Annotated in this window: 22 protein-coding genes; 9 read left to right on the top strand and 13 right to left on the bottom strand. The window is 66.8% G+C overall.

From position 1 onward, the window contains the following. The first annotated feature begins 8 nt into the window (after window positions 1-8). A complete protein-coding gene (gene metW / locus KIP89_RS10475; RefSeq protein ID WP_250152393.1) occupies window positions 9-641 on the top strand; it encodes a methionine biosynthesis protein MetW in 633 nt (210 codons plus the stop codon). A gap of 12 nt (window positions 642-653) precedes the next feature. On the opposite strand, the gene KIP89_RS10470 is transcribed toward metW, so the two are convergent. The 3 genes from KIP89_RS10470 to KIP89_RS10460 form a co-directional block, all read right to left on the bottom strand. After that, the gene (locus KIP89_RS10470) at window positions 654-977 is read right to left on the bottom strand and encodes a type II toxin-antitoxin system RelE/ParE family toxin (RefSeq protein WP_213755293.1); all 324 of its coding nucleotides are present in this window, start codon (window positions 975-977) and stop codon (window positions 654-656) included. 14 nt (window positions 978-991) lie between these two features. Next, entirely contained in the window at window positions 992-1,264 is a 273-nt protein-coding gene (locus KIP89_RS10465) for a type II toxin-antitoxin system Phd/YefM family antitoxin (protein ID WP_213755292.1), read from the bottom strand. Between the two features lie 119 nt (window positions 1,265-1,383). Continuing rightward, complete coding sequence (locus tag KIP89_RS10460) at window positions 1,384-2,127, bottom strand: class I SAM-dependent methyltransferase (protein ID WP_213755291.1); 744 nt, start codon at window positions 2,125-2,127, stop codon at window positions 1,384-1,386. Between the two features lie 242 nt (window positions 2,128-2,369). Here KIP89_RS10460 and KIP89_RS10455 point away from each other — a divergent pair, with 242 nt between their 5' ends. After that, window positions 2,370-3,851, top strand: a complete 1,482-nt coding sequence (locus KIP89_RS10455) for a DEAD/DEAH box helicase (RefSeq protein ID WP_213755290.1) — start codon at window positions 2,370-2,372, stop codon at window positions 3,849-3,851. A gap of 75 nt (window positions 3,852-3,926) precedes the next feature. Beyond that, window positions 3,927-4,208, top strand: coding sequence for a translation initiation factor IF-1 (gene infA, locus KIP89_RS10450; RefSeq protein WP_183188718.1), 282 nt, complete (start codon window positions 3,927-3,929; stop codon window positions 4,206-4,208). A gap of 142 nt (window positions 4,209-4,350) precedes the next feature. Here the strand turns inward: infA and KIP89_RS19980 are convergent, their stop codons facing one another. The 9 genes from KIP89_RS19980 to ccmA form a co-directional block, all read right to left on the bottom strand. Further along, complete coding sequence (locus tag KIP89_RS19980; RefSeq protein WP_213755289.1) at window positions 4,351-5,097, bottom strand: GntR family transcriptional regulator; 747 nt, start codon at window positions 5,095-5,097, stop codon at window positions 4,351-4,353. 114 nt (window positions 5,098-5,211) lie between these two features. Further along, a complete protein-coding gene (gene tenA, locus KIP89_RS10440) occupies window positions 5,212-5,892 on the bottom strand; it encodes a thiaminase II (RefSeq protein WP_213755288.1) in 681 nt (226 codons plus the stop codon). A gap of 103 nt (window positions 5,893-5,995) precedes the next feature. Beyond that, window positions 5,996-6,412, bottom strand: coding sequence for a F0F1 ATP synthase subunit epsilon (locus tag KIP89_RS10435; RefSeq protein WP_213755287.1), 417 nt, complete (start codon window positions 6,410-6,412; stop codon window positions 5,996-5,998). Between the two features lie 77 nt (window positions 6,413-6,489). Beyond that, window positions 6,490-7,923, bottom strand: coding sequence for a F0F1 ATP synthase subunit beta (gene atpD, locus KIP89_RS10430; protein WP_213755286.1), 1,434 nt, complete (start codon window positions 7,921-7,923; stop codon window positions 6,490-6,492). Between the two features lie 33 nt (window positions 7,924-7,956). Then, entirely contained in the window at window positions 7,957-8,838 is an 882-nt protein-coding gene (locus KIP89_RS10425) for a F0F1 ATP synthase subunit gamma (RefSeq protein WP_213755285.1), read from the bottom strand. A 26-nt stretch (window positions 8,839-8,864) separates the two neighbouring features. Continuing rightward, window positions 8,865-10,397, bottom strand: a complete 1,533-nt coding sequence (atpA, locus tag KIP89_RS10420; RefSeq protein WP_213755284.1) for a F0F1 ATP synthase subunit alpha — start codon at window positions 10,395-10,397, stop codon at window positions 8,865-8,867. Continuing rightward, the gene (locus KIP89_RS10415; protein ID WP_213755283.1) at window positions 10,397-10,951 is read right to left on the bottom strand and encodes a F0F1 ATP synthase subunit delta; all 555 of its coding nucleotides are present in this window, start codon (window positions 10,949-10,951) and stop codon (window positions 10,397-10,399) included. The genes atpA and KIP89_RS10415 overlap by 1 nt, the downstream gene beginning before the upstream one ends. Window positions 10,952-11,317: 366 nt before the next feature. Next, the gene (gene ccmB, locus KIP89_RS10410) at window positions 11,318-11,989 is read right to left on the bottom strand and encodes a heme exporter protein CcmB (RefSeq protein ID WP_213755282.1); all 672 of its coding nucleotides are present in this window, start codon (window positions 11,987-11,989) and stop codon (window positions 11,318-11,320) included. Next, complete coding sequence (gene ccmA / locus KIP89_RS10405; protein ID WP_213755281.1) at window positions 11,986-12,639, bottom strand: heme ABC exporter ATP-binding protein CcmA; 654 nt, start codon at window positions 12,637-12,639, stop codon at window positions 11,986-11,988. Before ccmA ends, ccmB begins: the two co-directional genes overlap by 4 nt. Before the next feature lie 214 nt (window positions 12,640-12,853). On the opposite strand from ccmA, the gene acnA reads away from it, so the two are divergent. Both acnA and KIP89_RS10395 read left to right on the top strand, forming a co-directional pair. Then, window positions 12,854-15,538 (top strand): aconitate hydratase AcnA, encoded by a 2,685-nt coding sequence (acnA, locus tag KIP89_RS10400; RefSeq protein ID WP_213755280.1) that lies wholly within the window; start codon window positions 12,854-12,856, stop codon window positions 15,536-15,538. Between the two features lie 192 nt (window positions 15,539-15,730). Beyond that, the gene (locus KIP89_RS10395) at window positions 15,731-16,663 is read left to right on the top strand and encodes a DUF1223 domain-containing protein (RefSeq protein WP_250152306.1); all 933 of its coding nucleotides are present in this window, start codon (window positions 15,731-15,733) and stop codon (window positions 16,661-16,663) included. 72 nt (window positions 16,664-16,735) lie between these two features. Here KIP89_RS10395 and KIP89_RS10390 read toward each other — a convergent pair whose 3' ends face one another. Next, window positions 16,736-17,524: a DUF3800 domain-containing protein gene (locus tag KIP89_RS10390; RefSeq protein ID WP_213755279.1), complete on the bottom strand. Its 789-nt coding sequence runs from the start codon at window positions 17,522-17,524 to the stop codon at window positions 16,736-16,738. Window positions 17,525-18,202: 678 nt separating this feature from the next. Between KIP89_RS10390 and KIP89_RS10385 the strand changes: the two genes are divergently transcribed. From KIP89_RS10385 to KIP89_RS10370, 4 genes are read left to right on the top strand one after another with little or no spacing between them, the layout of a single operon-like run. Beyond that, window positions 18,203-18,541, top strand: a complete 339-nt coding sequence (locus tag KIP89_RS10385) for a DUF2794 domain-containing protein (protein WP_213755278.1) — start codon at window positions 18,203-18,205, stop codon at window positions 18,539-18,541. 45 nt (window positions 18,542-18,586) lie between these two features. Then, complete coding sequence (gene aguB / locus KIP89_RS10380) at window positions 18,587-19,477, top strand: N-carbamoylputrescine amidase (RefSeq protein WP_213755277.1); 891 nt, start codon at window positions 18,587-18,589, stop codon at window positions 19,475-19,477. Window positions 19,478-19,480: 3 nt separating this feature from the next. Next, window positions 19,481-20,572 (top strand): agmatine deiminase, encoded by a 1,092-nt coding sequence (aguA, locus tag KIP89_RS10375; RefSeq protein ID WP_213755276.1) that lies wholly within the window; start codon window positions 19,481-19,483, stop codon window positions 20,570-20,572. Between the two features lie 34 nt (window positions 20,573-20,606). Then, complete coding sequence (locus KIP89_RS10370; protein ID WP_213755275.1) at window positions 20,607-21,164, top strand: DUF1993 domain-containing protein; 558 nt, start codon at window positions 20,607-20,609, stop codon at window positions 21,162-21,164. The last annotated feature ends 5 nt before the right edge of the window (window positions 21,165-21,169 follow it).

Genomic DNA, 21,169 nt, shown 5'->3' with positions numbered 1-21,169 from the left:
ATCTCACCATGCGCGAGGCGGCACGCGGCGAGCAGGGCAAGCGCATCGACCTGCTGCTGATCTCGCAGATGGTGAAGCCCGGCTCGCGCGTGCTCGATGTCGGCTCGGGCGACGGCGAACTGCTCGAATTGCTCGCCACCACACGCGGCTGCGACGCGCGCGGCATCGAACTCTCGCGCGAAGGGGTGAATGCGGGGGTGGCGCGCGGCCTGCCGATCATCCAGGGCGACGCCGATGTCGATCTCGCCGATTACCCGGACAATGCCTTCGACTATGTGATCCTGTCGCAGACCATCCAGGCGACGCGCCGGCCCAAATGGGTGCTGGAGCAGATGCTGCGCATCGGCGCGCGGGCCATCGTCTCCTTCCCCAATTTCGGCTTCTGGCGGATGCGGCTCGACCTGCTGATCAATGGCCGGATGCCGAGCACCGAGAACCTGCCCTATCGCTGGCACGACACGCCCAACATCCATTTCTGCACCATTCGCGACTTCGTCGATCTGGTGGAGGAGGTCGGGGCGCAGATCGAGAAGGCCACGGCGCTCGACGCCTCCGGTCATCCGGTGCGGGTCAACCTGCCCTGGGCGGTGTGGAACCTGCTCGGCGAGCAGGCCGTGTTCCTGCTCTCGCGCAAGGGATGAGCGGGCGCTCCCTCAGGGGGTGAGGCGCCGTTGCAGGAAGGCCTGCATGTCGCGCCGGCCATCGGTGATGGCAACGACAAAAACCGTCCGGCCGTGGACCGCATAGATCATGCGGTAGGACTGGTGGTGCAGTTCACGGAACTCGGTGGCACCGAAAATCATCAGCTCCTTCGGCGCGTTGCCGCGTAAGGGCATCTCGGCGAGGGTGGCGAGCTTCTGCTGAAGCACCCTCAGCACCTCTTCCGCACGGGCGGCGGATTCACTCTCCGTGATGAATTTGCGGATCGCGTTGAGATCGCGCGCCGCCGGGCGGGTCAGCTCCACCTCATAGCGCATGGCGCCGCCCCGGTTCAGTCCAGCGAGCCGTCGCGCACGCGCCGCATCGCTTCTTCAAGGGGTATCGTGTTGCCCTCGCGGATGTCCTTCTGACCCATCTGGACGATCCTCAGCATCGCGATCGCTTCCTGCATCTCCTCATAGGAATCGATGTCCTGCAGCACCGCCTTGGCCTCGCCATTGACGGTGATGATCATCGGCTGCTGGTGCTCGGCGAGCTTGGCGATGACCTCGGCGGCATTGGCCTTGAGATAGCTGATCGGCTTGATGCGCTCGGAGAGTTTCACGACGGCCTCGCGGAAGGGGATGAAGATCGGACCGAATATAGTCCTTTTCCGGTCTCCCTTCCAGCGCAGGCCTCACCGGCATCTTGCCTCGCCGGCCCTCCGCCTCGCCCGCGCCCCGCTCATCCGCCCAGCGGGCGCGGCGACATGACCGGCTCCAGCACGGGCTGGAAGACCTGGAGGCGGCTCGCCTTGCGCCGCAGCGGCACCGGCTTGTAGACCTGCTTGGTCGCCTCGACGATATGCACGCCGGCGAAGGGCAGCGAGAGCGAGGCGCCGGCCCGCTCCCAGGCCACGGCGCCGCGCAGGAACCAGTTGCGCTGGACCGGCGGGATATAGAGCGCCTCGCCCCAGGCGACCGGGGTGAACAGGGCGGCGCGCAGCAGATCGGTGATCTGGGTGCGCGAGAAGGGCCGGCCATGGCCGAACGGGTTATTGTCGACCCGCGCCCAGACACCGCGCCGGTTCGGCACGATGCACAGCAGCCGCCCGCCCGGCGCCAGCACCCGCCAGACCTCGCGCAGCACCTCGCCGGCATCGGGGGTCATCTCCAGCAGATGCACGGCGATCACCCGGTCGACCATGCCGTCGCGCAAGGGCAGCTCGGTCTCGTCGACCAGCGCGGCCAGCGTCGGCGCGGCGGACGGCCAGCGGGTGACGCCCTGCGCGCCGGGCATGAAGGCGAGGGTGCGCTCGCATTCCTCGCGGAACACGCCGAGATAGGGAGTGGCATAGCCGATGCCCAGCACGGCGAGGCCGCGCACATTGTCAAAGCGCGAGCGCACGGCGCGCCCGATCAGCCGGCGCGTCACCACGCCGAGCGGCTGGGCATAGAAGCTGCGAAGGTCGACGACATCTGGAAACATCGGTTCAGCTTATATCCCAGCGCATGACGCCTTGAAATCACCACGCATTTAGGCCACATAGGCGATGCGTACGGATCATGTCCGTATCGGGGCCGCGTTGCTCGACGTCCGCCGGGGTTTTTCCGCGGCAGTCTTCAGCCCCCATCATCTCAGATCACCGACGTCCCAGGCTGCGCGGGGTGTCCCCCAGACCCCTCGTGATTCGCGCTCCGCACGCATTCGGCGTACGGGCGGGATCGCCCATGAAAGATCCTTACTTGACCAGCTTTTCCGAGCTCGGCCTTGCCGAGCCTATTCTGAAAGCCCTCGCGGAAGCGAACCACACCACCCCGACCCCGATCCAGGAGCAGGCCGTTCCGCTCGTGCTCGCCGGGCATGACCTGATCGGCATCGCCCAGACGGGCACCGGCAAGACGGCCGCCTTCGCGCTGCCGATCCTCAACCACCTCGTCACCGAGCGCCGCCGCCCCGAGCGCCGCGCCACCCGTGCACTGGTGCTGAGCCCGACCCGCGAACTCTCCGGCCAGATCCTCGAGAGCTTCCGCCTCTATGGCAAGCATGTGCGGCCCTCGACCGCGCTCGCCATCGGCGGCGTGCCGCTCGGCCGTCAGGCCCGTTCCATCGCCGGCGGCGTCGACGTGCTGGTGGCGACCCCCGGCCGTCTGGTCGACCTGATGGAGAACGGCGCGGTCCGGCTCGACCAGGTCGAAGTGTTCGTGCTCGACGAAGCCGACCAGATGCTCGACATGGGCTTCATCCACGCCATTCGCGCGATCGTCGCCAAACTGCCGGCCAAGCGCCGCAACCTGTTCTTCTCCGCGACCATGCCGCGCGAGATCGAGAAGCTGGCCGACGCGCTGCTCACCAATCCGGTGCGCGTGGCGGTGACGCCGGTCGCCAAGACCGCCGACAAGATCGAGCAGAAGGTGTTCCTCACCGACCGTTCCGGCAAGCCGGACCTGCTGGTCGAGGTGCTCGGCCATGCCGGTCTCGACCGCGCGCTGGTGTTCTCGCGCACCAAGCACGGCGCCGACCGCATCGTGAAGGGCCTCGCGGTGGCCGGCATCGCCTCCGAGGCGATCCATGGCAACAAGTCGCAGCCGCAGCGTGAGCGGGCGCTCGCTGCCTTCCGCGAAGGCAAGGTCAAGGTGCTCGTGGCGACCGACATCGCCGCGCGCGGCATCGACGTACCGGGCGTCAGCCATGTCGTCAATTACGACCTGCCCAACGTGCCGGAGAGCTATGTCCACCGCATCGGCCGCACCGCGCGCGCCGGCGCCGAGGGCATCGCCATCTCCTTCTGCGATGGCGAGGAGCGGGCCTTCCTGCGCGACATCGAGCGGCTGATCCGCCTGACCATCCCCTCCGAGGACCGCCGTGGCGAATCGCGTGGCCGCAGCGAGCCGCGCGAGAGCGCCCCGCGCGATCATCGCGCCCCGCGCAGCCCGCAGGCGCCGCGCGCGCCCCGCGAGGGCGACCGCTCGAGCCGCCCGTTCCAGCGCGGCCCGCGCCCGGAATATCGCGGCGGCGAGGAGCGCGGCGAGCCGCGTGCCGTCCGTCCCGATGCGCAGCGCCACGACAGCCATCGCGTCGAGGGGCACCGGCAGGAAGGGCTGAGGGAGCGTCCGCGCCTCGACGCCGCCCGCCCGGAAGCTCCCCGTCATGAGGGTGCGCGCTTCGACGAGAGTCGCGGCCCGCGCAAATCCTTCCGCCCCGCGCGTTAAGCGAGACAAAGTGCTGCCGTCGGGTTATGTGCCTGACGGCACGCTTTGCGAAAGCCTGTACGAGGAGAGCCAGGAATGGCGAAAGAGGAACTGCTCGAGTTTGACGGCACCGTCACCGAGGTGCTGCCGGACGGAAATTTCCGTGTCAAACTCGATAATGACCACGAGATTCTCGCCTATGCGGCGGGCAAGATGAAGAAGAACCGCATCCGCACCATCGTCGGTGATCGCGTGGTGGTGGAGATGTCGCCCTACGATCTCGAACGCGGGCGCATCAATTTCCGCCACAAGACCGGCGGACCGACCCCGCCGATCGGTTCCGGCCAGCGCCGCCCGCCGCCGGGCCGCCGCCGCTGAGGCCGCGCCGGCTCATCACCGGCGCCGCTCACCGCCTGCGGCCGGCTTGCGCGTCGCGTTTGACGGGCGCCCGCGCCGCACGGCACTGCCCTCGGCACACTCCGCCACCTGACCTGATCCCGACCCGCCTTCAGCGGTCGCTCTATCGTTGGCGGGCGCCGGCGGGTGCTACGCTGTCGGGTGCGAGGCCGAGCGCCTGGGCAAGCCCGGCCGGCCGCGCCACCGGTTCGCGCAGATCGAGCTCGTCCGCGACATGGGCGATGTGCTCGCGCATCCGCCGCGCCGCCAGTTCCGCATCGCCCTGTTCGATCGCCGCGAGGATGGCGGCATGCTCGGAGGGCGGGCAGGCCGCGTGCTCGCCCCGCTCATAGAGCAGGATCGACAGCGAGCTGAGCGCCTGCAGCTCGGTGAGCAGGCGCACGAAGACCGGGTTGCCCGCCTCTTCCGCCAGCGCCACATGAAATTCCCCGGTCAGCCGCACCAGCGTGCCGCGATCGCCGTTGGCGCGCGCCGCGTTCTCGGTCGCCACATGATGGCGCAGCCGGGCCAGCCCCGATGCCGTACAGCCGCAGGCCAGCGAGCGCGCCACTTCCGGCTCGACCACGGCGCGCGCGGCCAGCACATGGCGCGCATCGGCCCGCGTGGGGGCCGCGACGAAGGCGCCGCGATTGGGCCGCTGCTCGACAATACCGTCCTGCGCGAGGCGGGCCAACGCCTGCCGCACCACGGTGCGGCTCACCCCGAACAGGCCGGCGAGGCGCTCCTCGGTGAGTTTCTCGCCCGGCGGCAGGCGACGCTCGAAGATCGCCTGAAGGATCCGGGCCCGGATCGGCGCTTCGGAAGAACCCCGGCTGCTGCGCACCGGGAGGTCGGAGGTCACGTCGCTCATCGGGCTCCCGCGGCTGTGACGCCGACTTAAGCACGTCGCGCCGCCCCGCGCCACGAGGATAGGGCCGGACCGCGGCGGGAGGCACGGTAACGGGTGGCGGGAAGCGGCTGCGGGTCAGACCGGCCAGTCGGCCTCGCGCCAGGCCGAATCCCAGAACATCCATTCCAGTTGGCAGGCGCGTTGATACACCTCGTGCATGCGCTGGAGCACGTCGGGCGAGGCCTTGGCGGCGGCGCGGTCGGTGGTGGCGATCACCGCGCGCACCGCCTCATGGAACTCCTCGCCGGCATAGGTGTCGATCCAGGCGTCATAGGGGTTCGGGCGCACGGCGCGGCCGAGAATGTCGCGGCCAATCTCGGCATAGATCCAGAAGCAGGGCAGCAGCGCCGCCAGCACCACCGGATAGGGCTCGGCATGGGCGCTGCCGATCAGGAAGCTGGTGTAATGGTGGCACACTGGGGACATCTGCGTGCGGGCGAACTCGTCCGCGCTGATGCCGAAGCTGGCGAAGAAATCGGCATGCAGCGAACGCTCGACCACGACCGCGACCTTGGCGGCTTCCGCGAACTGGACGAGGCCGTCGGGATCATCCGCCTTGGCGGCGGCGATGGCGAGGCCGCGACCGAACGCGATCAGATAATGCGCGTCCTGAATCATGTAGTGCCGGAAACGCTCCAGCGAGAGCGTGCCATCCGCCAGCGCGTTGTTGAACGGCATGGTGCGGATCGCCTCATAGACCGGCTCATTGCGGCCCCAGGCATGGGCGCTGAAGGTCGAACCGCTGAAATCGCTCATGACGATGCTCCCGGAAGGGTGGGCTCCTGACGGGGCCCCAAAATGAAAAGGGCCGCTGCGAGGCGGCCCGGATCATAGTCTCTCTGCGGCGCCTGCCTCAGGCTCAGTGCGCGTGGCGCGCATCGGCCTCGATGGCGGTGGCGGCCGATTTCAGCGCCTCGAGGAAGGTCAGGCGACGCTGGCGGGTCGCCTCGTCACGGGCGTCCTCCACGTCTTCCTGCGCGTCCTTGATCATCTGCGCGAGGCGGTCGGCCTTGATCTCCTCAAGCGGGATCGCGGTCTCGGCCAGCACGCTCAGCCCCTGCGGGTTGGCTTCGGCGAAGCCGCCGCGCACGAACAGCTTCTTGGCCGCGCCCTCGCCCTTGATGGTCAGGATGCCGGGCTTGAGCGTCGAGACGAAGGGCGCATGGCCGGCGAGAATGCCGAACTCGCCCTCGGTGCCCGGCACGATGACTTCGCTCACCGCGCCGGAAAAGACGAGGCGCTCGGGGGAGACGAGTTCGAACGGGAAGGTGGCCATGTATCCTCCAGCGGATGCGTCAGCGTCGGTCGGCGCTGCCCGGCGCCCTCAGGATCGAGGGCGCCGGGCGAGGAGCCTCACGCGGCTTCGGCAGCCATCTTCTTGCCCTTCTCAATCGCCTCTTCAATGGTGCCGACCATGTAGAAGGCCTGCTCCGGGAGGTGATCATACTTGCCTTCCACCAGGCCCTTGAAGCCCTTGATGGTGTCGGCGAGGTCGACGAGCTTGCCGGGCGAGCCGGTGAAGACTTCGGCGACGTGGAAGGGCTGCGACAGGAAACGCTCGATCTTGCGGGCGCGGGCGACGGTGAGCTTGTCCTCTTCCGAGAGCTCGTCCATGCCCAGGATCGCGATGATGTCCTGCAGGGCCTTGTAACGCTGCAGGGTCTGCTGCACCGCGCGGGCCACATTGTAGTGCTCCTCGCCGATGACCAGCGGCGAGAGAATGCGCGAGGTCGAGTCGAGCGGGTCGACCGCCGGGTAGATGCCCTTTTCGGCGATCGAGCGCGACAGCACGGTGGTCGCGTCAAGATGGGCGAAGGAGGCGGCGGGCGCCGGGTCGGTCAGATCGTCGGCCGGCACGTAAATGGCCTGAACCGAGGTGATCGAGCCCTTGGTGGTGGTGGTGATGCGCTCCTGCAGCGCGCCCATGTCGGTGGCGAGCGTCGGCTGATAGCCCACCGCCGAGGGGATGCGGCCGAGCAGCGCCGACACTTCCGAACCCGCCTGGGTGAAGCGGAAGATGTTGTCGACGAAGAACAGCACGTCCTGGCCCTGGTCGCGGAAATGTTCGGCGACGGTGAGGCCGGTCAGGGCGACGCGGGCGCGGGCGCCCGGAGGCTCGTTCATCTGGCCATAGACCAGGGCGCATTTGGAACCGGCCGACGAGCCGTCATGCTCGTGCGGGTCCACATTCACCTTGGACTCGATCATCTCGTGATAGAGATCGTTGCCCTCGCGGGTGCGCTCGCCGACGCCGGCGAACACGGAGTAGCCGCCGTGGGCCTTGGCGACGTTGTTGATCAGCTCCATGATCAGCACGGTCTTGCCGACGCCGGCGCCGCCGAACAGGCCGATCTTGCCGCCCTTGGAATAGGGCGCCAGCAGGTCGACGACCTTGATGCCGGTGACCAGGATCTCGGATTCGGTCGACTGCTCGGCATAGGACGGCGCGGGCTGGTGGATGGCGCGCATGGATTCGCCGACCACCGGGCCGAGCTCGTCCACCGGCTCGCCGATCACGTTCATGATGCGACCCAGCGTGGCGGCGCCCACCGGCACCATGATCGGCGCGCCGGTGTCGTTGACCACCGTTCCGCGGACCAGACCCTCGGTGGAGTCCATCGCGATGGTGCGCACGGTGTTCTCGCCCAGATGCTGGGCGACCTCGAGCACGAGGCGCGCGCCGTTATTGGTGGTTTCCAGCGCGTTCAGGATCTCGGGAAGATGATCCTCGAACTGCACGTCCACGACGGCGCCGATGACCTGCGTGATGCGTCCGACCTTAGCCATTTCGTCGTCCTTCCGGTGCTCTGGTCCCTTGCCTCACAGCGCCTCGGCACCGGAGATGATCTCGATCAGTTCCTTCGTGATCATCGCCTGGCGGGTGCGGTTGTAGGTCAAAGTCTGCTTCTTGATCATGTCGCCCGCATTGCGGGTGGCGTTGTCCATCGCGCTCATGCGGGCGCCCTGTTCGGACGCGCCGTTTTCGAGCAGCGCCTTGAAGATCTGCACCGCGAGATTGCGCGGCAGCAGGTCGGCAAGGATTTCCGCCCCATCGGGCTCGTAATCATAGGTCGCCGCGGCTCCGGCGGCGGCCGGGGCGACCTCCGGGAAGGTCGCGGGGATCAGCTGCTGGCCGGTCGGCACCTGGGCGATGACCGACTGGAAGCGGCTGAAGAACTGGGTCGCGATGTCGAACTCGCCGGCCGCGAACATGCTGGTGATCTTGTCGGCGATCACCTGCGCGTCGGCGAAGCTCACGCCCTTGTTGGCGCGCAGCTCGACCACCTCGACGATCTGCTTGCCGAACTGGCGGCGCAGCGCCTCGTGGCCCTTGCGGCCGACGCAGAAGATCTTGACCGTCTTGCCCTGGTTCATCAGGGAAAGCGCGCGCTCGCGGGCGAGGCGCGTGATCGAGGAGTTGAACGCGCCGCACAGGCCGCGCTCGGCGGTCAGCACGACGAGAAGATGGGTCTCGTCCTTGCCGGTGCCGGTGAGCAGCAGCGGCACGTCGGGGCCGCTGGAGATCGAGCCGGCGATGTTGCCCAGCACGCTTTCCATGCGGACGGCATAGGGACGCGCCGCCTCGGCGGCCAGCTGGGCGCGCCGCAACTTCGCGGCGGCGACCATCTGCATCGCTTTGGTGATCTTCTGCGTCGCCTTCACCGAAGCGATGCGATTACGCAGCTCCTTGAGGCTGGCCATGTGCCCTGTCGCTCCGCTCTACCGGCTCAGGCGAAAGACTTCGCGAAGGTGTCGAGCACCTTCACGAGCTTCTCGGTGGTCTCCTTGGAAAGTTCCTTGGAGGTGCGGATCGCGTCGAGGATGTCGGTGTGCTTGGTGCGCAGCAGCAGCAGCAGACCTTCCTCGAAGGCGCGGACCTTGGCGACCGGCAGGGCGTCGAGATAGCCATTGGTGCCGGCATAGATCACGACCACCTGCTCCTCGACCTTGAGCGGCGAGAACTGCGGCTGCTTGAGCAGCTCGGTCAGGCGCGCGCCGCGGTTGAGCAGCTTCTGGGTCGAGGCGTCGAGGTCGGAGCCGAACTGGGCGAAGGCGGCCAGCTCGCGATACTGGGCAAGCTCGCCCTTGATCTTGCCGGCCACCTGCTTCATCGCCTTGATCTGGGCCGACGAGCCGACGCGCGACACCGAGAGGCCGACGTTCACCGCCGGGCGGATGCCCTGGAAAAACAGGTCGGATTCGAGGAAGATCTGGCCGTCGGTGATCGAGATCACGTTGGTCGGGATGTAGGCCGACACGTCGTTGGCCTGGGTCTCGATGACCGGAAGGGCGGTCAGCGAGCCGGCGCCGTTCTCGTCATTGAGCTTGGCGGCGCGCTCGAGCAGGCGCGAGTGGAGATAGAACACGTCGCCCGGATAGGCCTCGCGGCCCGGCGGGCGGCGCAGCAGCAGCGACATCTGGCGGTAGGCCACGGCCTGCTTGGACAGGTCGTCATGGATGATGAGCGCGTGCATCGCGTTGTCGCGGAAATACTCGCCCATGGCGGTGCCGGCGAACGGCGCCAGGAACTGCATCGGCGCGGCGTCCGAGGCGGTCGCGGCGACGACGATGGAATATTCCAGCGCGCCCTGCTCCTCGAGCACCTTCACGAACTGCGCGACGGTGGAACGCTTCTGGCCGACGGCGACGTAGACGCAGTAGAGCTTCTGGCTCTCCGGCGCGCCTTCGACGTTCAGCGGCTTCTGGTTCAGGATGGTGTCGAGCGCGATGGCGGTCTTGCCGGTCTGGCGGTCGCCGATGATCAGCTCGCGCTGGCCACGGCCGACCGGGATCAGCGCGTCGATCGCCTTGAGGCCGGTCTGCATCGGCTCGTGCACGGACTTGCGCGGGATGATGCCCGGCGCCTTCACGTCGACGCGGCGGCGCTCGGTCGCCTCGATCGGGCCCTTGCCGTCGATCGGGTTGCCGAGCGCGTCGACGACGCGGCCGAGCAGGCCACGGCCGACCGGCACGTCGACGATGGCGCCAGTGCGCTTGACGGTCTGGCCTTCCTTGATCTCGCGATCGGAGCCGAAGATGACGACGCCGACATTGTCGATTTCGAGGTTCAGCGCCATGCCGCGCGTGCCGTTCTCGAACTCGACCATCTCGCCCGCCTGGACGTTGTCGAGCCCGTAGACGCGGGCGATGCCGTCACCGACGGAGAGAACCTGACCGACCTCGGAGACTTCGGCTTCCTGGCCGAAATTCTTGATCTGCTCCTTGAGGATCGCGGAAATTTCAGCGGCGCGGATATCCATCAGCGAACCTCTTTCATCGCAGTGCGGATCGAATTGAGCTTGGTCTTGAGCGAGGCGTCGACGAGCTTCGAGCCGAGCTTGACCTTGAGACCACCGAGCAGGGAGGGGTCGACCTCGACGACAAGCTTCACATGCTTGCCGGTCATCTGGTCGAGCGCCTGCTTCAGGGTCGCGGCGTGGGAATCGGACAGGGGCTGGGCAACCGTGACCTCGGCCACGACTTCGCCCTTCTCGGCGGCGGCCAGCTGGTCGAAGCCGCGCATGATCGTCTCGACGGTGAACAGGCGGCGGTTGGCGGCCACGGTCTTGAAGAAATTGCCGGCAAGACCGCCAATACCTGCCTTGTCCAGGATCGCGGCGACCGCCTTTTCCTGCTCCTCGGCGGAGAAGACAGGGCTGCGCACGAGGCGCTTGAGGTCGTCGCTCTCGGCGATCATGGCGCCGAACCTGTCGAGGTCGGCCTTCACCGCATCGATGACACCGCCATCACGGGCAAGCTCAAAGAGCGCCTTCGCGTAGCGTCCTGCCACTCCGGATACGTAGGTCTCGGCCACAGTGCCTCTCTCGGGGCTTTCCGGAACGGTGCACCCGCCGCGACGGCGGGATTCCGGCCTCCGGACTGAAGGGTTCAACTCAAGGCCGGATATGGAATTTCCCGCACCCGCCCATGAAGTCGGCGGTTCCCTAACACGCCTCTTTGCGTGCTGCAACACGAGGACGTGAGTGTTTGAGGGGGGCAAATGACGTAGCGGCCTGCGAATGCGGCCAAAGCGATCAGATCGCGCGCTTTCAAGGCTTTGTGACGAGTGCGGCGCATTGCTGCACCGGGCCGGCAACGGCGCCCGGCCGCGCCGCCGCCGGCCTGCGCGCCGATGTCGCGCTCATCTGGCATGCAAAATACCGAAAAAGAGCCGCGCGGCTCACTCGCGCGTCACCCGCAGCACCGCCGCCGCCGCGATCGGGCCGAGCACGATGGCGGCCAGCGACAGCCCGGCGAGGATGCGGAACGGCGTGCCGAAGGGCACCGTGCCGCCGAGCACGGTGCCGGTGGTCGCCACCGCGAAGATCAGCACGGGAATGGTGAGCGGCATCACCAGCACCGCGACCAGCAGCCCGCCGCGCCGGAAGGCGCTGGCGAAGGCGGCGCCGATCAGCCCGAGAAAGGTGATCGCCGGCGTGCCGACCAGCAGGGTGAGCGTCAGCGCCCCGATCGAGGCGGGCGAGAGGTTCAGCAGCAGCGCCAGCACCGGGGCGGCGAGCACCAGCGGCAGGCCGGTGGCGATCCAGTGCGCCAGCCCCTTGGCGATGGCGATCAGTTCGAGCGGCAGATCCAGCATCGCCATCACGTCGAGCGAGCCGTCCTCCGCATCGGCGGAAAACAGCCGGTCGAGACCGATCAGCGAGGCCAGCAGCGCGCCGATCCACAGGATGGCCGGACCGATTCGCGCCAGCAGGGCCAGATCCGGGCCGATGGCGAAGGGCGTCACCACGACCACCGCGAGGAAGAACACGACGCCGAGACCGGCCCCGCCGCCGGCCCGCAGGGCCAGCGCGAGGTCGCGCCGCAGCAGGGCGAGAAAGGCGCGGGTCATTGTTCCGGCTCCGATTCGAGATCGGCGAGCGGGGCGGCGGGCCGCGCCGGCCGGTAGGCGCCGAGATCGAGCCGCGCAGCGGGAAGGTCGAGCGGGGCGTGGGTGGCGGCGACGATCAGGCCGCCCTGCGCGACATGGGCCCGCGCCAGCTCGGCAAAGCGCGCCTGCGCCGCCACATCGAGCGCGGTGGTCGGCTCGTCGAGCAGCCAGAGCGGGCGCTGCGCCACCAGAAGGCGGGCCAGCGCCAGGCGCCGCTTCTGCCCGGCCGAGAGCACCGCCACCGGCAGGCCCTCCAGCCCGCCGAGCCCGACTTCGTCCATCGCCGCACCCACCGACAGGCCGGGATGGCCGAGCATGTCGCGCCAGAAACGCAGGTTCTCCGCCGCCGTCAGCGCCGCCTTGTGGGCGTCGAGATGGCCGAGATAGTGCACCTCCTCGGCGAAAGTCTCGGGCTCGGCCGCCCCTTCCAGACGGACGGTACCGGAGTCGGGACGGGCAAGGCCCGCCAAAAGTCTAAGCAGCGAGGATTTGCCGGTCCCGTTCGGCCCGGTGACCACCAGCGCGGTCCCGGTTTCAACCGTGAAATCAAGCTGCTGGAACAGTTGCCGGGCGCCGCGGCGGCAGCCGAGCCGTTCAACGACGAGGCGCATGGCGGCCTCGGCGCGCGGGAAGCGAGCTGATGCAACGCACAATTTTTCGATGCATCGCGTCCGCCCTCTAGGATCAGTGTTTGAAATGGCTCTATATAGAAAGCTGAACGATGCGCCATCGCCCTTGGCTTGGGCCGCGAGCTATAGCCCGCCCGGCCTCTTCCTTCCAAGGCCTCTCGCATCCGTGCCACATACTAGCGGGGATCAGTCTGCCGTGACGTCGCTCGACAGCTTCAAAAGCCGGAAAATCCTCACCGTCGGAACCAAGTCCTACGTCTATTACAGCTTGCCGGATGCCGAGAAAAACGGCCTGGACGGTGTTTCCGCGCTGCCCTTCTCGATGAAGGTGCTGCTCGAGAACCTGCTGCGGTTCGAGGACGGACGAACGGTGACGAAGAAGGACATCGTCTCCATCAAGGACTGGCTGATCAACCGCGGCAAGGAGGAGCGCGAGATTGCCTATCGCCCCTCCCGTGTGCTGATGCAGGACTTCACCGGCGTGCCGGCCGTGGTCGACCTCGCCGCCATGCGCGACGCGATGGTCAATCTCGGCGGCGACCCCAAGCGCATCAACCCGCTGGTGCCGGTCGATCTGGTCATCGACCATTCGGTGATCGTCAACTTCTTCGGCAACGCCGCCGCCTTCGGCAAGAATGTCGAGGAGGAATACAAGCAGAACCAGGAACGCTACCGCTTCCTGAAATGGGGCCAGTCGGCCTTCGACAATTTCCGCGTGGTGCCGCCGGGCACCGGCATCTGCCACCAGGTCAATCTGGAATATCTCGCCCAGACGGTGTGGACCAAGGATGAGGACGGGCAAACCGTCGCCTATCCCGACACCTGCGTCGGCACCGATTCGCACACCACCATGGTCAACGGCCTCGGCGTGCTCGGCTGGGGCGTCGGCGGCATCGAGGCGGAAGCCGCCATGCTCGGCCAGCCCGTGTCGATGCTCATTCCCGAGGTGATCGGCTTCAAGCTCACCGGCCGCATGAACGAGGGCATCACCGCCACCGACCTCGTGCTGACCGTGACGCAGATGCTGCGCAAGAAGGGCGTGGTCGGCAAGTTCGTCGAATTCTTCGGCCCCGGCCTCGACCATCTCTCGCTCGCCGACCGCGCCACCATCGGCAACATGGCGCCGGAATATGGCGCGACCTGCGGCTTCTTCCCGGTGGATGGCGAGACCATCGCCTATCTCGACGAGACCGGCCGCACCGATGAGCGCATCGCGCTAGTCGAGGCCTATTCCAAGGCGCAGGGCATGTGGCGCCATGAGGGCATCGCCGATCCGGTGTTCACCGACATCCTCGAGCTGGATATCGGCACCGTGCTGCCCTCCCTCGCCGGCCCCAAGCGGCCGCAGGACCGGGTGCTGCTCTCCGGCACCAAGGAAGGCTTCATCGCCGCGCTGGAAGGCGAGTTCAAGAAGCCGGGCGAGGCGGGCAAGCGCGTGCCGGTCGCCGATGCCGACTTCACGCTCGGCCATGGCGACGTGACGATCGCCGCCATCACCTCCTGCACCAACACGTCAAACCCCTCGGTGCTGATCGCCGCCGGCCTGCTGGCCCGCAACGCGGCGGCCAAGGGCCTCACCTCCAAGCCGTGGGTGAAGACCTCGCTGGCGCCGGGCTCGCAGGTGGTCGAAGGCTATCTCAACGCCGCCGGCCTGCAGAAGGACCTCGACGCGCTGGGCTTCAACCTGGTCGGCTTCGGCTGCACCACCTGCATCGGCAATTCCGGCCCGCTGCCGGAGAACATCTCCGAGGCGATCAACAAGAACGACCTCGTGGCCGGCGCCGTCATCTCCGGCAACCGCAACTTCGAAGGCCGCGTGAACCCGGACGTGAAGGCGAACTACCTCGCCTCCCCGCCGCTCGTGGTCGCCTATGCCATTGCCGGCTCGCTGCAGGTGGACCTCACCACCGAGCCGCTCGGCACCGGCACTGACGGCCAGCCGGTCTATCTGCGGGACATCTGGCCCTCGAACCAGGAAATCGCGACCTTCATCCGCGAGAACGTCACCAAGAAGATGTTCCAGGAGAAGTATGCCGACGTCTTCAAGGGCGACGAGAACTGGCAGAAGATCGCCATTCCGCTCGGCGAGACCTATGCCTGGGACGACCGTTCCACCTATGTGCAGAACCCGCCCTATTTCGAGGGCATGAAGATGGAGCCGGAGCCGGTCACCGACATCCTCTCGGCGCGGGTGATGGGCCTGTTCCTCGACTCGATCACCACCGACCACATCTCGCCCGCCGGCTCGATCAAGGAAACCAGCCCGGCCGGCGCCTATCTGCGCGATCATCAGGTCCGCCCGGCCGACTTCAACCAGTACGGCACGCGGCGCGGCAATCATGAAGTGATGATGCGCGGCACCTTCGCCAATATCCGCATCAAGAACCAGATGCTGGACGGCAAGGAAGGCGGCTTCACCAAGCATTGGCCGGACGGCACGGTGATGCCGATCTACGACGCGGCCATGCTCTACAAGCAGGAAGGCGTGCCCACCGTCGTCTTCGCCGGCAAGGAATACGGCACCGGCTCCTCGCGCGACTGGGCGGCCAAGGGCACCAAGCTGCTCGGCATCCGCGCCGTCGTGGCCCAGAGCTTCGAGCGCATCCACCGCTCGAACCTGGTCGGCATGGGCATCGTGCCGCTGGTGTTCCAGAATGACGAGAGCTGGCAGTCGCTCGGCATCAAGGGCGACGAGATCGTCACGCTGAAGGGCATCGAGGGCGACCTCAAGCCGCGCCAGACGCTGATCGCCGAGATCGTCTTCGCCGACGGCACGGTCAAGAACGTCCCGCTCACCTGCCGCATCGATACGCTGGACGAGCTGGATTATTTCCGCAATGGCGGGATCCTGCCCTACGTGCTGCGCAACCTCGCGGCCTGAGGGTTCTGACATCGAAGGGCCGGCCCGGAGCGATCCGGCGCCGGCCTTTCCATATCCGGCTGCCATCCGCCTTCGCCGCTTCACCTTTCCGTGCGGCGGCGACAAACGAATGTGACTGGTGCCGGCCGGCCCGTCGTCCTATTGCCTAGCCGTTCCCGCTTGGTCTGCGGCCCCTGTCGGATGGGGCCCCTGATGGACGATCCGCACGACATGACCGATCTCGCCGACCTCCCCCGCCTGCGTCCCACCACGCCCTCCGGCGCTGCGCGGCGCCGGCTGGAGCGGTGGGCGGACGGGCGGCACGGGACGGATCGGCGTGCGGCGGGTCTCGCGGTCGCCGCCTTCATCGCCGGCACTCTGGCCGCCGCGCTTGTCGCCCCCGCCGCGCGGGCGCAGGAAACCGCCGCCCCGGCCGCGACCCCTGCCAGGACGGATGGCGAGCACATCCCCGCGCCGCAGCCGATCACGGCGCCCAAGGCGGTGATCGAGCTGTTCACCAGCCAGGGCTGCTCGTCCTGTCCGCCGGCCGACAAGCTGATGGGCGAGATGATCGAGACCCGGCGCGACGTGATCGTGCTCTCGCTCTCGGTCGATTACTGGGACTATCTCGGCTGGAAGGACACGCTGGCCAAGCACGGCCATTCGCTGCGCCAGAAGGCCTATGCCAAGGCGCGCGGCGACGGCAAGATGTTCACCCCGCAGGCGGTGGTGAATGGCGCGGCCATGGCCATCGGCTCGGACGGCGCCGCCGTGGAACGCGCCATTGCCAAGGCACCGCGCCCGAGCGTGCCGGTCGCGGTCGAGACGCGGGAGGGCAAGCTCCATGTCACGGTCGGCAAGGCCCCGGCCGGCATCGTCGCCGGCGAGATCTGGCTGTGCCCGGTGGCGAGCCGGATGGATGTCGAGATCGGCCGCGGCGAGAATGAAGGCACCCACATCACCTACCACAATGTGGTGCGCGGCTGGGTGAAGCTCGGCGATTGGGACGGTGCCGAATCGACCTATGAAACCACGCTGAAAGTGCCGCCGGACTTCAAGGCCGATCAGGTCGCCGTGCTCGTGCAGTCCGGCAGCTTCAGCGAGCCCGGCGCCATTGTCGGCGCTGCGCTGACCCCGCTGAAGTAGCTCCGACACTCATAATGAAGCACGGCCAATTTGCATGAGTCGGCAAGGTTCTAGCAATTTGACCTGATTTTATCACTTTCTAGGCCACCAACATTCACATCCTCCGGGTGGAGCAAAGTTCGCGGCAATTCGATGATCTCCTAGTATGGCATCGGCAAAATCAGTTCCAAATTTTTCGGTGGCGAAGTAACGCCTAAATCCATACGCGCACGCGTCGGCAACTTGAATGAGCGGGTCTTCAGATTTTTCGACAAAATGAACCGAATTTCGGATGCGGGTAATACGTAACTCTCCACTTTGGAGGTTGTATCCGGCTGCCTTATCTTTATCCGTCTGTCGTAACATATCAGGCGGGATATGAATTGGATTGTCACGATATATATGTGGAATAGATTTTAGAAATTTTCGCATCTCCGGAATATCTTCTGCAACAACGGTAGCCACTTCATTTGGGCCTGCGTGTCTACGAATGTTCCTGTCTACAACAGCCAAACAAATACTGAACGCCTGCAAATGATCAAATTGAGAATTATTTAAAACTTTTGAAAGTGGATTTTTGCTATAATCGGCAGCACCTCTAAAATTTATCGAAACTGCAACTGCCATACCTACTCGCCGTGGTATGCTCATCATACTTTTTAAAATATGAAGTCTATCGGTAATAGACCAACCATTCTGATATTTTTTGTCACCAAAAACTTGCATCGCATGAAAAGTAAAGCCGTCTTTATGTTGATCCGGAACCCCTCCTAATATTTCATTAACTAATCTTTCAGCTACCATCACATGAGCATCTGCATCTGCAATCAAACCAACAACAACAGTAACTGGCTCTTTTGCTGACGTTCCTGCCTCATCCATAAAAATATATCGCATAACCTACCATCTCGGAATTTATCCGAATGGCCATATAAAATTATGGTGCCTCGGAGGATCAAATGATTTTCGATAATATCTTTCTTCATTTCATCGTCAACGACGGCGGCGGCATAAGAAAAAGGGCCGGCATTTCTGCCAGCCCTGAGAGCAATTCGGGGATTGAACCTAGAACGAGCGCCAGGCCGGCCCGCATCACGCCGCGGGGGGCTGGGGGGCTGGGAAACCGATGCGCTGTGCGAACCGGCCCGACGCTGTGAAGATAAGATGGCGTCGGCCCTTGGCGGCGCCACGGCTGAATTCGGGCGGCGCTGTGTTTTCGGTTAACGAGGCCGTGATCGTTCTTTGCCGCATGTTGCTGGCGGGTGACGGCCGCGACCAGCCGTCGCCACCTCTCGCCCCACGCTTCCCGCCCACACACCGTCATGGCCGGGCTTGACCCGGCCATCCACGTCTTGCCACGCGCGCACCCGGCCGAAGTCGTGGATCCCCGGGTCAAGCCCGGGGATGACGGCGTGAGGGTCGGGATGACGCGAGAAGGTCCGAACGCTCCCCGCGTCAAATTCCCGTCCCCCGGCTTGAACCGCGCCACCGGCGGGGCGATCATGACAAACGGATGAATGAACCGCGGTCCACGCACCGCGCGCAACCCGGAGGACGCCCGTGGCGGAGACCGATCCCATAGCCTCCCCGGCCGGCCGCGTCGATCTCGTCACCTTCGATCGCCGCGAGCTCGACCGCATCCTCGACCTCTATGGCCGCATGGTCGCCATCGGCGAATGGCGCGACTACGCCATCGACTTCACCCGCGATCGCGCGGTGTTCTCCATTTTCCGCCGCGCCGCCGAGGTGCCGATCTACCGCATCGAGAAGGACCCGCGCCTTGCCCGCAAGCAGGGCGCCTACACGGTGGTGTCGCAGACCGGGCTCATCCTCAAGCGCGGGCAGGAGCTTGCGCGCGTGCTGCAGGTGTTGGAAAAGCCGCTGCGCGTGGTCAACTGATCCGCCCCCGCCCGCGCTTTGCCGCCATCGGCCCCGGAGACGAGAATGCGCCGCCTGACTGTCGCCGCCACGCAGATGCGCTGCGGCTGGGATATCGAGGCCAATATCGCCCGCGCCGAGGCGCTGGTGCGCGAGGCCGCCGCTGGCGGGGCACGGCTCATCCTGCTGCAGGAGCTGTTCGAGACGCCCTATTTCTGCCAGGACCAGCTCCATGAATTCCACGCTCTCGCCCAGCCGCTGGAAGGCAACCGGCTGATCGGCCATTTCGCCGCGCTGGCCCGAGAGCTGGGCGTCGTGCTGCCGGTGAGCTTCTTCGAGCGCGCCGGGCAGTCCGCCTTCAACTCCATCGCCATCCTCGACGCCGATGGCGCGACGCGCGGCGTCTACCGCAAGAGCCACATACCGGACGGGCCGGGCTACACCGAGAAGTTCTATTTCTCGCCCGGCGATACCGGCTTCAAGGTGTGGGACACGGCGGTCGGGCGCATCGGCGTCGGCATCTGCTGGGACCAGTGGTTCCCCGAATGCGCCCGCGCCATGGCGCTGATGGGCGCGGAAGTGCTGCTCTACCCCACCGCCATCGGTTCCGAGCCGCAGGACCCGAGCCTCGATTCCGCCGCCCACTGGCAGCGGGTGATGCAGGGCCATGCCGGGGCGAACCTGATGCCGCTGATCGCCTCCAACCGCGTCGGCACCGAGCCGGGGCGCGACGGGACGCAGATCACCTTCTACGGCTCCTCCTTCATCGCCGACCCGACCGGCGCCAAGCTGGCGGAAGCCGGCCGCGCCGACGAGGGCGTCATCACCGCCACTTTCGATCTCGACGCCATCGCCCAGCAGCGCCGCAGCTGGGGCGTGTTCCGCGACCGCCGGCCGGAACTCTACGGGCCGCTGCTGTCGATGGACGGGCGCCATATCTCGCACGGGGCGGCCTGAACGATGACCACCATCCTCACCAGCCTGCCCGCCGCCGACGGCTTCCGCATGCCCGCCGAATGGGAGCCGCATGCCGGCACCTGGATGATCTGGCCCGAGCGGCCGGACAATTGGCGCGACGGCGCCAGCCCGGCGCAGGAGGCGTTCGTCGCGGTCGCCACCGCCATCGCCCGGTTCGAGCCGGTGACCATGATCGCCTCCGCCGCGCAATGGGAGCGCGCGCGGGCGTCGCTGCCGGACACGGTGCGCGTCATCGAGACGTCCTCCGACGATTCCTGGTGCCGGGATTGCGGCGCCACCTTCGTCACCGATGCGGCCGGCCGGGTGCGCGCGGTGAACTGGCAGTTCAATGCCTGGGGCGGGCTCTACGCGCCCTGCGACCAGGACGAGCTGATCGCCGCCAAGATGGCCGAGATCGAGCGCACGCCGCGCTATGACGCGCCCCTCGTGCTGGAGGGCGGCTCGATCCATGTCGATGGCGAAGGCACGGTACTGACCACCGAGGAATGCCTGCTCAACCCCAACCGCAACCCCGCTCTCACCCGCGAGGAGATCGAGCGGCATTTGTGCGACTATCTCGGCGTGTCCCGCGTGATCTGGCTCGGCGCCGGCCTCACCGAGGACGAGACCTCCGGCCATATCGACAATCTCGCCTGCTTCGTGCGGCCGGGCGTGGTCGCGCTCACCTGGTGCGACGACCCGGCCGATCCGCAGCACGCCATCTCGGTCGATGCCCTTGAGCGCCTGAGCCGGGCGACCGACGCGCGCGGGCGCGCCATCGAGGTGGTCAAGCTGCCGCTGCCCGGCCCGCTCTACCGCGCGCCGCAGGAAGCGATCACCGAGGCGCCGGTGGACAATGCCTATCAGCGCCATGCGCAGGAGCGGCTCGGCGCCTCCTACGCCAATTTCTACCTCGGCAACGGCTTCGTGCTGATGCCGCTGCTCGATCCGGCGACCGACGAGAAGGCCCGCATCATCCTCGGCGGGCTGTTCCCGGACCGGGAGGTGATCGGCCTGCCGACCCGCGAGATCGTGCTCGGCGGCGGCAACATCCACTGCATCACCCAGCAGCAGCCGGCGGGCACGCCGGGCTGAGGCGCCTTCCGGCGTGCGGACACACGGAGAGACCATGTCGCTGAGCAGCCTTCTCCTGCCGACCTATCGCCAGATGCTGACCACGCTGCTGGCCCTGCTGGACAAGGCCGAGCAGCAAATGCCCGAGCGGGCGGAGGCGCTGCTTGCCGCGCGTCTGGCGCCGGACATGTTCCCGCTGGCCTCGCAGATCCGCTTTTCCGCCTTTCAGGCCCAGGAAGCGACCTACCGGCTACGCGGCGAAGCCATTCCCGCCGGGCTGGCCGCCGTCGCCGCCGAGGGCCGGGCGGCCGGCGACACGCCGGGTTCGCTGGCCGAGGCGCGCGCCCGCCTGCGCGAGGCGCTGTCCCGGCTCGAGGCTCTGTCGGCTGGCGCGCTTGATGACGGCGCGTCGCTGCCGATCGCGCTGGAGCTTCCCGGCGGCATCGCCTTCGACCTGACGGGCGAGCAATATGCCCGCGACTGGGCGCTGCCGCAGTTCTATTTCCACGTCGTCACGGCCTATGCGATCCTGCGCCATGAGGGCGTCGCGATCGGCAAGGCGGATTACGTGCCGCACATGTTCGCCTATCTGAGGCCGACACCGGCCGCCTGATTCGC

Source organism: Ancylobacter radicis (genome assembly GCF_018449475.1).
Lineage (GTDB): Bacteria > Pseudomonadota > Alphaproteobacteria > Rhizobiales > Xanthobacteraceae > Ancylobacter > Ancylobacter radicis.
The sequence above is the reverse complement of the archived record's forward strand: the minus strand, read 5'-3'. Positions and strand labels throughout refer to the sequence as shown.